This is a genomic window from Streptomyces sp. SID1328 (assembly GCF_009865595.1).
In the GTDB taxonomy this organism is placed as follows: domain Bacteria; phylum Actinomycetota; class Actinomycetes; order Streptomycetales; family Streptomycetaceae; genus Streptomyces; species Streptomyces griseoluteus.
Genome location: NZ_WWKH01000272.1, coordinates 1 through 8,769, shown reverse-complemented (window position 1 = coordinate 8,769; position 8,769 = coordinate 1). Strand labels below are relative to the sequence as shown.

Annotated in this window: 9 protein-coding genes and 1 pseudogene; 6 read left to right on the top strand and 4 right to left on the bottom strand. The window is 72.7% G+C overall.

The genetic code is table 11. The annotated features are described in order from the left end of the window. Positions 1-385: rhodanese-like domain-containing protein (locus tag GT030_RS08195; protein WP_272920671.1), on the top strand; the 385-nt coding region annotated here is incomplete at its 5' end. Positions 386-442: 57 nt separating this feature from the next. Here GT030_RS08195 and sepH read toward each other — a convergent pair. Next, complete coding sequence (gene sepH / locus GT030_RS08190) at positions 443-1,483, bottom strand: septation protein SepH (RefSeq protein WP_161200512.1); 1,041 nt, start codon at positions 1,481-1,483, stop codon at positions 443-445. 481 nt (positions 1,484-1,964) lie between these two features. Between sepH and GT030_RS08185 the strand changes: the two genes are divergently transcribed. Then, positions 1,965-2,726 carry a hypothetical protein gene (locus tag GT030_RS08185; RefSeq protein ID WP_161200511.1) on the top strand — a complete coding sequence of 254 codons (762 nt, stop codon included), beginning with the start codon at positions 1,965-1,967 and terminating at the stop codon, positions 2,724-2,726. Here GT030_RS08185 and GT030_RS08180 read toward each other — a convergent pair. Together GT030_RS08180 and GT030_RS08175 are read right to left on the bottom strand one after the other, a co-directional pair. Continuing rightward, positions 2,653-3,969 (bottom strand): D-arabinono-1,4-lactone oxidase, encoded by a 1,317-nt coding sequence (locus GT030_RS08180; protein WP_161200510.1) that lies wholly within the window; start codon positions 3,967-3,969, stop codon positions 2,653-2,655. The two genes, GT030_RS08185 and GT030_RS08180, sit on opposite strands and share 74 nt — an antisense overlap. After that, entirely contained in the window at positions 3,929-5,167 is a 1,239-nt protein-coding gene (locus tag GT030_RS08175; RefSeq protein ID WP_161200509.1) for an MFS transporter, read from the bottom strand. The genes GT030_RS08180 and GT030_RS08175 overlap by 41 nt, the downstream gene beginning before the upstream one ends. Before the next feature lie 175 nt (positions 5,168-5,342). Between GT030_RS08175 and GT030_RS08170 the strand changes: the two genes are divergently transcribed. Beyond that, on the top strand, positions 5,343-6,470 hold the full coding sequence (locus GT030_RS08170) for a ferrochelatase (protein ID WP_161200508.1): 1,128 nt from the start codon (positions 5,343-5,345) through the stop codon (positions 6,468-6,470). A gap of 8 nt (positions 6,471-6,478) precedes the next feature. Beyond that, on the top strand, positions 6,479-7,294 hold the full coding sequence (locus GT030_RS08165) for an inositol monophosphatase family protein (protein WP_161200507.1): 816 nt from the start codon (positions 6,479-6,481) through the stop codon (positions 7,292-7,294). A gap of 16 nt (positions 7,295-7,310) precedes the next feature. Here the strand turns inward: GT030_RS08165 and GT030_RS08160 are convergent, their stop codons facing one another. Next, positions 7,311-7,496, bottom strand: coding sequence for a hypothetical protein (locus GT030_RS08160; RefSeq protein WP_161200506.1), 186 nt, complete (start codon positions 7,494-7,496; stop codon positions 7,311-7,313). Positions 7,497-7,908: 412 nt separating this feature from the next. Between GT030_RS08160 and GT030_RS08155 the strand changes: the two genes are divergently transcribed. Further along, positions 7,909-8,562 (top strand): response regulator transcription factor, encoded by a 654-nt coding sequence (locus GT030_RS08155; RefSeq protein WP_007387794.1) that lies wholly within the window; start codon positions 7,909-7,911, stop codon positions 8,560-8,562. Between the two features lie 6 nt (positions 8,563-8,568). Further along, positions 8,569-8,769, top strand: a pseudogene (locus GT030_RS08150) (two-component sensor histidine kinase); the annotation flags it as partial.

Here is an 8,769-nt window from a genome sequence, read left to right as displayed (position 1 = left end):
CGTCCTCGACGCGGACGGCGCGGCCCGACTCGCGGGCTCCGGCGTGCTGCTCGACGCCCGCGCGGGGGAGCGGTACCGGGGCGAGGTGGAGCCCATCGACCGGGTCGGCGGCCACATTCCGGGCGCGCTGTCGGCCCCGACGATGGAGAACGTCGGCCCCGACGGCCACTTCCTCCCCGCCGCCGACCTCCGCGACCGCTTCAAGGCCCTGGGCGTCTCCGGCGACGCGCCGGTCGGCGTCTACTGCGGCTCCGGCGTCTCCGCCGCCCACGAGGCGCTGGCCCTGGCGATCGCGGGCATCCCGGCCGCGCTGTACGTGGGCTCGTGGTCGGAGTGGTCCAACGACCCGTCCCGCCCGGTCGCGGTCGGACCGGACCCGCGCTGAGAAAGCGTGAGGGGTGGAGCGCACCCGCGCTCCACCCCTACGGTCCTGCTGTTCCCGCTATTCCTGCTTCTTGCGCCGGGTGCCGAACACGATCTCGTCCCAGCTCGGTACGGCGGCCCGGCGGCCGGGGCGCACTCCGTCGGCCTCGGCCTGACGGTCCGTCGCGCCGGTCAGCCGGTCGCGGTGGCTGGAGACGGCACGGGGCATCAGTACGTCCGCGTAGGCGGAACCGGCCGACGCGGCGGACGCCGGAGGCTCCTCCTCCATGACCTCTTCGGCCGGCTCCTCCACAGGCTCCGGCGGCCGCTCCGGCACCACCAGGTCACCCCGGAAGCTCGGCACGGCCTCCAACAGGCTGGTCAGGGAGTCGCGTTCACCCGTGGACTCCTCGACGGGCTCGGACGGCTGCGCGGGCAGGCTGGGCCGCTCGCGGTCGCCCCGGTCCAGCGCGCGGTCCATGCCGCGGTCGCGCGGCAGCCGTGCGATACGCGGGACGAACGGGAAGCTGGGCTCCGGCACCGCGAGGTCGTCGGACTCGCCGATCAGCGAGCGAGCCTCGTCGTCGACGGCCTGGACGAGCCGCCGGGGCGGGTCGTACGTCCAGCTCGCCGAGTGCGGTTCGCCCGCGACCAGGTAGACGAGCAGGACCTCCCACGTGCCGTCGTCGCGGCGCCAGGAGTCCCACTGGACGGTGTCCTTCTCCGCGCCCCGCAGCAACAGTCGCTCCTGCACGGCCTCGCCGAGCAGCGGGCCGGAGTTCTCGCCGGGGCGGCGGACGGGGGTCTTGCGGGCGCGCTCGGCCATGAAGGCGCGCTCGGCGAGCACCGGACCCTCGAAGCGGCGGACCCGGTCGACAGGAATGCCGGCGAGCTGGGCGACCTCTTCCGCGGTCGCACCGGCTCGTATCCGCGCCTGGATGTCACGGGGGCGGAGGTGGCTCTCCACCTCGATCTCGATCTGGCCGAGGCGGGGGCGGTCACCGCGCACGGCGGCGCGCAGCCGCTCGTCGATCGGAAGGGTGTACTCCGTCGCGTCGGCAGCCTTGAGCACCAGCCGTGTGCCGTCATTCGAGACGGCCACGACACGCAGTTCGGGCATGGGGACCTCCCGGATGGTGCCTGCCGACGTCACGTGCGTCGCTGCTTCCGCTAGTCGAGTGTGGCCTGCCCGAGCGCAACCTGCCACAACCTTGCCGAGTTGCCCGGCGTGTCGGGCGCGAGCCGAGCACCGCCGTTATGGCACGGTTACCTGTTCGCAACGCTGAGTGACGAACCTCATCACCCTGTGCAACTTTCCCCCTCCTGGCGGCCCTGCGGGGCTCCGGACATCCCGATGGGACACCGGTGCCCAGGGCTCGCAACAGTACTCCATTCGGGCCATGCGCGTCGTTCGGCGCGCCCGTCAACTTCTGCCGGGGGGTGCGACTTGGCCGCTCGTGGGCGGGTTCCGGCGGTCATCAAGGTGGCGAAGTTCACGCAATCCGGCGAAACGGAACTAATGGTTTCGTTCGCACGTCCCTCCCTCGTGACATGTCGGCGGCAGCCGGCGCCGAGCAAGGGAAAGGCAGCGGGTTCCGGGTATGCGTGAAACGCCCGATGCGGGTCGAAAGCGGTTCGACCTGAACGTCCCCCAGGTCGCGGGCAGCGCGCTCGCGGCGGTAGTGGCGGCCAAGATGGCTTCCTACTTCGGGGTGTACGGCACGATCCTGGGCGCCGGAGTGGTCAGCATCGTCGCCACCTGCGGCGGCTCGGTCTTCCAGCAGTTCTTCCGGCGCACGGGCGAGCAGCTCCGCGAGGTACGGGACCCCTCCCGGTCCCGTACGCCGGCCGTCGCCGCCCAGCCGGGGTCACAGCCGGTGCCGGGGGAGTTCACCGAGGGCACCGTCTACCGGGCGAAGGTCAAGAGCTGGAAGCGCCCGCTGCTCGCGACCGCCCTGGTCTTCGGGGTCACGATGGGCGGCATCACCGTCTACGAGGCGGCGTCCGGCAGCAGCTTCAGCGGCGGCTCGGGCACCACGGTCAGCGACGCGGTCGGCGGCCACGACTCCTCACACCACCGCAGGGGCGACGACCCCGCGCCCGCCACCACACCTTCCGGCACGACGGGCCCCACCGGGGAGACCCCGGCCGGGGGCGGCTCTTCCACCACCGGGCCGACGACGCCCGAGACGCCCCGAACCCCGGGCGACGCGCCGAGCGGGGCGCCCGGCGAGGGCGCGACCACCCCCGTTCCCACGCCGAGCGAGGGCGCGACCGACCCGGCGCCCACTACCCCAGAACCCTCCGCAAGTAGTCGTTCTGGAACATCCGTTCCGGGTCCAGCCGGTTCCGCAACGCCGTGAACTCGGTGAAGCGCGGATACACCCCTTCGAGGTATCCCGCGTCCCGCGTGTGCACCTTCCCCCAGTGCGGCCGCCCCTCGTGCGCGGTGAACACGCGCTCCGCCGCGCTGAAGTACGCCTGGTACGGGGTGCCCCGGAACATGTGGACCGCGATGTAGGCGCTGTCCCGGCCCGAGGCGGTGGACAGGGCGATGTCGTCGGCCGGGGCGGTGCGCACCTCGACCGGGAAGCTGACCCGCAGCCCGGACCGCTCGATCACCGCCCGCAGCTCCCGCAGCGTCTCGGCCAGGGCCGCGCGCGGCACCGCGTACTCCATCTCCACGAACCGCACCCGGCGCGGCGAGGTGAACACCCGGTACGGGATGTCGGTGTACGACCGCGCGGACAGGGCCCGGCTGGAGACCCGGGCGATGGCCGGGACGGAGACGGGGGCGGCGCGCCCCACCCACTGGACCGCCTGGAAGACGCCGTTGGACAGGAACTCGTCCTCGAACCAGCCGGCCACCCGGCCCACCGGCTGCGCGGGGCCCTCGCTGCGGTTGTTGCGCTTGGTGTTGGTGCTGCCGGTGTGCGGGAACCAGTAGAACTCGAAGTGCTCGTTCTCCGCCCAGAGTTGGTCGAACTCGGCCAGCACCCGGTCGAGCGGCATCGGTTCCTCGCGCGCGGTGAGCAGGAACAGCGGCTCGACGGCGAGGGTGAGGGCGGTGACGACGCCCAGGGCGCCGAGGCCGATCCGGGCGGCCGCGAAGATCTCGGGGTTCTGCTCGGCGGAGCAGGTGAGCACCGAGCCGTCGGCGGTGACGAGTTCGAGCCCGGTGATCTGGGCGGCTATGGAGCCGGACTCCCGGCCGGTGCCGTGGGTGCCGGTGCTGGTGGCCCCGGCGACGGTCTGCTCCATGATGTCGCCCATGTTGGTGAGCGACAGACCCTCGCGCGCCAGCGCCGCGTTGAGCCGCTTCAGCGGGGTGCCCGCCTCGACCGTGACGGTCATGGCGGCGCGGTCGACGGCGCGGATGCCGGTCAGCAGATCGGGGCGGATCAGCACCCCGTCCGTGGCGGCGACGGAGGTGAAGGAGTGCCCGGTGCCCACCGCCTTCACCCGCTGCCCGCGTTCGGCGGCCGCGCGCACCTCGGCGGCCAGTTCCTCGACCGAGGCCGGCGTCACCTGCCGGGCGGGCCGGGCGGTGACATTGCCGCCCCAGTTACGCCACGTTCCGTGCTTCCCGTTCGCCGTGCTGCTCAACGGTGCCTCCCCGCCCCGTGACCGGCCTGCGCAGCCGGCGGTACCCGAGGAAACCGACCACGACCGCGGCGGCCCCGGCGGCCACCGGGACCCCGTACCCGGCGCGCGCGCCGGCCGCGTCGATCACCCAGCCCGCCATGGCGGAGCCGAGCGCGACCCCGACCGCCAGACCGGTACTCACCCAGGTCATGCCCTCGGTGAGGTTCGCGCGAGGTACGTGCTTTTCGATGAGGGACATCGTCGTGATCATCGTCGGTGCGATGGACAGCCCCGCAACGAACAGTGCCGCGGCCAGAAGTGCCAGGTTTCCGACCAGTAGGAGTGGGATCATACTCATGGCCATCGCGCCCACGCCCAGCAGCCACCGGCGCTGCGCCGGACCGGAGAAGCGCAGTAGGCCGAAGACCAGGCCCGCGACGCACGAACCGGCCGCGTAGAGCGCGAGGACCACGCTGGCCGCGCCCTTGTGCCCCCGCTCGTCGGCGAAGGCGACGGTGACCACGTCGATCGCGCCGAAGATCGCACCCGTGGCCACGAAGGTCACCACCAGCACCTGGAGTCCGGGGGAGCGCAGCGCGCTGCCGGTGCTGTGGTCCTCTCGCGGATGCGGCACCGGCTCGGTGCCGTGCTGGGCGGTCAGCCAGAAGACGCCGACGGCCAGGAAGCAGGCCGCGAGCAGCGGGCCCGCCTCCGGGAACCAGGCGGTGGACAGGCCGATGGACAGGATCGGCCCGATGATGAAGCAGACCTCGTCGACGACCGACTCGAACGAGTAGGCGGTGTGCAGCCGCGGGTCGCCGGCGTACAGCGCGGCCCAGCGGGAGCGGATCATCGCGCCGAGGCTGGGCACCGCGCCGACCCCGGCCGCGAAGGCGAACAGCGTCCAGTCCGGCCAGCCGAAGTGCGCGGCGAGGAGCAGCCCGGCGCCGGCCGCGAGCGCCACCAGAGTCGCGGGGCGCAGCACCCGGCGTTGTCCGTGCCGGTCCACCAGGCGGGAGATCTGCGGTCCGAGCACGGCGGCGGAGAGCGCCATGGTGGCCGAGAGGGCTCCGGCGAGGCCGTAGCGGCCGGTGAGCTGGGAAATCATCGTGACCACGCCGATGCCCATCATCGACAGCGGCATCCGGCCGACGAGACCCGCGGCGGAGAAGCTCTTGGTGCCCGGTTCGGTGAACAGGGCGCGGTAGGGGCTGGGCACGGGGGGCTCCGTCTGGACTGCTCAGTAAGGCGCGAAGTAGGTGGATACAGCGTACAAGTTAGGTGACCCTAACGCAGCCGGATTCCGGCGGGGACGAACCGGTGTGAAGAGCTGCTTTCCCGGCGCTGCCCCGTGCCGTTTCCTCCCTGTCAGCGGGGGGTGGCAGGATCGAGTCATGCCAGACGCGCTCGATGTCACCCCCTATGACGCCCTCCTCCTGCTCTCCTTCGGCGGTCCCGAGGGTCCGGACGACGTGGTCCCGTTCCTGGAGAACGTCACGCGCGGCCGCGGCATCCCCAAGGAACGCCTCAAGGAGGTCGGGCAGCACTACTTCCTGTTCGGCGGGGTCAGCCCGATCAACGAGCAGAACCGCGAGCTGCTGGACGCCCTCCGCAAGGACTTCGCCGACCACGGGCTGGACCTGCCGGTCTACTGGGGCAACCGCAACTGGCAGCCGTACCTCACCGACACCCTGCGCGAGATGACCGCCGACGGCCGCCGTCGCGTGCTGGTCCTCGCCACCAGCGCCTACGCCTCCTACTCGGGCTGCCGCCAGTACCGGGAGAACCTGGCCGACGCGCTCGCCACGCTGGAGGCGGAGGGGCTGACGCCGCCCGAGGTCGACAAGCTCCGGCACTACTTCAACCACCCCGGCTTCGTCGAGCCCATGGTCGACGGGGTACTGCGCTCGCTGGCCGACCTCCCCGACGAGGTGCGCGACGGCGCGCACATCGCCTTCACCACCCACTCCATCCCGCTCGCCGCCGCCGACACCTCCGGCCCCGTCGAGGGCCACGGCGACGGCGGTGCCTATGTCGCCCAGCACCTGGACGTGGCCCAGCTGATCGCCGACGCCGTCCGCGAGCGCACCGGCGTCGACCACCCCTGGCAGCTCGTCTACCAGTCCCGCTCCGGTGCCCCGCACATCCCCTGGCTGGAGCCGGACATCTGCGACCACCTGGAGGAGCGGCACGCCGCCGGGGTCCCGGCCGTGGTCATGGCCCCCATCGGCTTCGTCTCCGACCACATGGAGGTCCTCTACGACCTCGACACCGAGGCCACCGCCAAGGCGGCCGAACTGGGCCTGCCGGTACGCCGCTCGGCCACCGTGGGCTCCGACCCCCGCTTCGCGGCCGCCGTCCGCGACCTGGTCGTGGAGCGGTCCGAGACCGAGCGCGGCCGCGAGATCACTCCGTGCGCCCTGGGCGCGCTCGGCGCGAGTCACAACGTCTGCCCGGTCGGCTGCTGCCCGGCCCGTGCCCCACGCCCCGCCGCAGCGGGCGCCGACAGCCCCTACGCATAAGGAGACCCGTGACCGACCCCCTCCACTCCCAACTGCTCCAGCTCGCCCGGGATGCGGCCCGGCAGGCGGGTGCGCTGCTCCGGGACGGGCGGCCGGCCGACCTCGCGGTGGCGGCGACCAAGTCCAGCCCGGTCGACGTCGTGACCGAGATGGACCTGGCCGCCGAGAAGCTGATCGTGGACCTGATTTCCGGGCGCCGTCCCGACGACGGGTTCCTCGGCGAGGAGGGCGCCAGCACCGAGGGCACCAGCGGGGTCCGCTGGGTGATCGACCCGCTCGACGGCACGGTCAACTACCTGTACGGGCTGCCGACCTGGGCCGTGTCCATCGCGGCCCAGGTAGAGGGGGAGACCGTGGCCGGAGTGGTCGCGGCCCCGATGCGCGGCGAGACCTACCAGGCCGTGCTCGGCGGGGGCGCCTGGGCCACCGGCGCGTGGGAGGGCGAGCGGCCGCTGGCCTGCCGCCCGCCGGCCCCGCTCGACCAGGCGCTGGTCTCCACCGGCTTCAACTACGTCGCCGAGGTCCGCGCCCGGCAGGCGGAGATCGCGGCCCGGCTGATCCCGCTGGTCCGCGACATCCGGCGCGGCGGTTCGGCGGCGATCGACCTGTGCGACCTGGCCTGCGGCCGGCTCGACGGGTACTACGAGCGCGGGCTGCACCCGTGGGACGTGGCGGCTGGGGACCTCATCGCGCGGGAAGCGGGCGCCGTGACCGGCGGGCGGCCCGGAGAGCGCCCCTCGGCCGAGCTGACGCTCGCCGGTACCCCCGCCGTCTTCGAGTCCCTCCAGCGGCTGCTGGGGGACTTCGGCGCCTGGCAGGACTGAACCGTGTCCGGGCGAGTCAGGCGGGGGTGACCCCGACCTCGACCCCCACCTCGACCCCGTGCTCGGCGGCGAGACGGCGCAGGTCGTCCAGCTCACCCTGCTCCACGTCGACGAGGAAGTCGTCCCCCTCGTCACGCGCCCGCGTCAGATCGGACTCGGTCGCCTTTATGCGCTGCAGAAGTCCCGTGGTGAAAGCGTCCATGCTGCGCCCCCTCGTCCTGGGTCGTGGGTCGGTGGCACGGGATGTGCCGGGTCAAGGAAGGGGCGATCATCGCCGCGGGTGCCCAGCGCTGCCCTGCTGGGCGGCGACGGTGCCGGACACCCGCGCCCGCTCCGCCGAGTGATCGTGGAGTACCGCATGGTGCTGCGGCACATGCAGAGCGTGATCGCGGGGTGTAAAGCCGTCCTCCCCTTCCGCTTCAGCGGGGAAACCTCGCCGGCGGGAGAATTTCCGGCATTCTCGTCCCGCCCCCTCCGTCCCAGCGGCCCCACGCCCCGGCTTACAGCCGACTTATGGCCGAAAAGGGCAGGATGGAGGCCCGATCCCACGGCCGTCTCCGCCCGCCCGCGCCCCGGCGCGGCTACGCGGGTGGACTTCAGGAAGGACTAGCGACGTGCGTGTACTCGTCGTCGAGGACGAGCAGTTGCTCGCCGATGCGGTGGCCACCGGACTGCGCCGGGAGGCCATGGCCGTCGACGTCGTGTACGACGGTGCGGCCGCCCTGGAGCGCATCGGCGTCAACGACTACGACGTGGTCGTCCTCGACCGCGACCTCCCGCTCGTGCACGGCGACGACGTCTGCCGCCGCATCGTGGAGCTGGGGATGCCCACGCGCGTGCTGATGCTCACCGCCTCCGGTGACGTCAGCGACCGCGTCGAGGGCCTGGAGATCGGCGCCGACGACTACCTGCCCAAGCCGTTCGCCTTCAGCGAGCTGATCGCGCGCGTGCGCGCCCTCGGCCGCCGCACCAGCGTGCCCCTGCCCCCCGTCCTGGAGCGGGCCGGCATCAAGCTCGACCCCAACCGCCGCGAGGTCTTCCGCGACGGCAAGGAGGTCCAGCTCGCGCCGAAGGAGTTCGCGGTGCTGGAGGTCCTGATGCGCAGCGAGGGCGCGGTCGTCTCGGCCGAGCAACTGCTGGAGAAGGCGTGGGACGAGAACACCGACCCCTTCACCAACGTGGTGCGGGTGACGGTGATGACGCTGCGCCGCAAACTCGGCGAGCCCCCGGTGATCGTGACGGTCCCCGGCTCCGGCTACCGGATCTGATCCGCCGTGGCCGCCTCGCCCGCGCCGCCCCAGGCGCCCCCGAAGCCCACCTGGGACCCCCGCCCCCAGCCGCCCTTCCCCTGGCTGCGCCCGACCATCCGGATACGGCTCACCCTGCTCTACGGCGGCATGTTCCTGATCGCCGGCATCCTGCTGCTGTCGATCATCTATCTGCTGGCCGCCCAGGCGATCAGCACCGGCAACCAG

Excerpts from the sequence above, each read along its gene's own strand:
- sepH (WP_161200512.1), bottom strand. The coding sequence starts at position 1,483 with ATGCCCGAACTGCGTGTCGTGGCCGTCTCGAATGACGGCACACGGCTG.
- GT030_RS08160 (WP_161200506.1), bottom strand. The coding sequence starts at position 7,496 with ATGGACGCTTTCACCACGGGACTTCTGCAGCGCATAAAGGCGACCGAG.
- GT030_RS08185 (WP_161200511.1), top strand. The coding sequence starts at position 1,965 with ATGCGTGAAACGCCCGATGCGGGTCGAAAGCGGTTCGACCTGAACGTC.
- GT030_RS08170 (WP_161200508.1), top strand. The coding sequence starts at position 5,343 with ATGCCAGACGCGCTCGATGTCACCCCCTATGACGCCCTCCTCCTGCTC.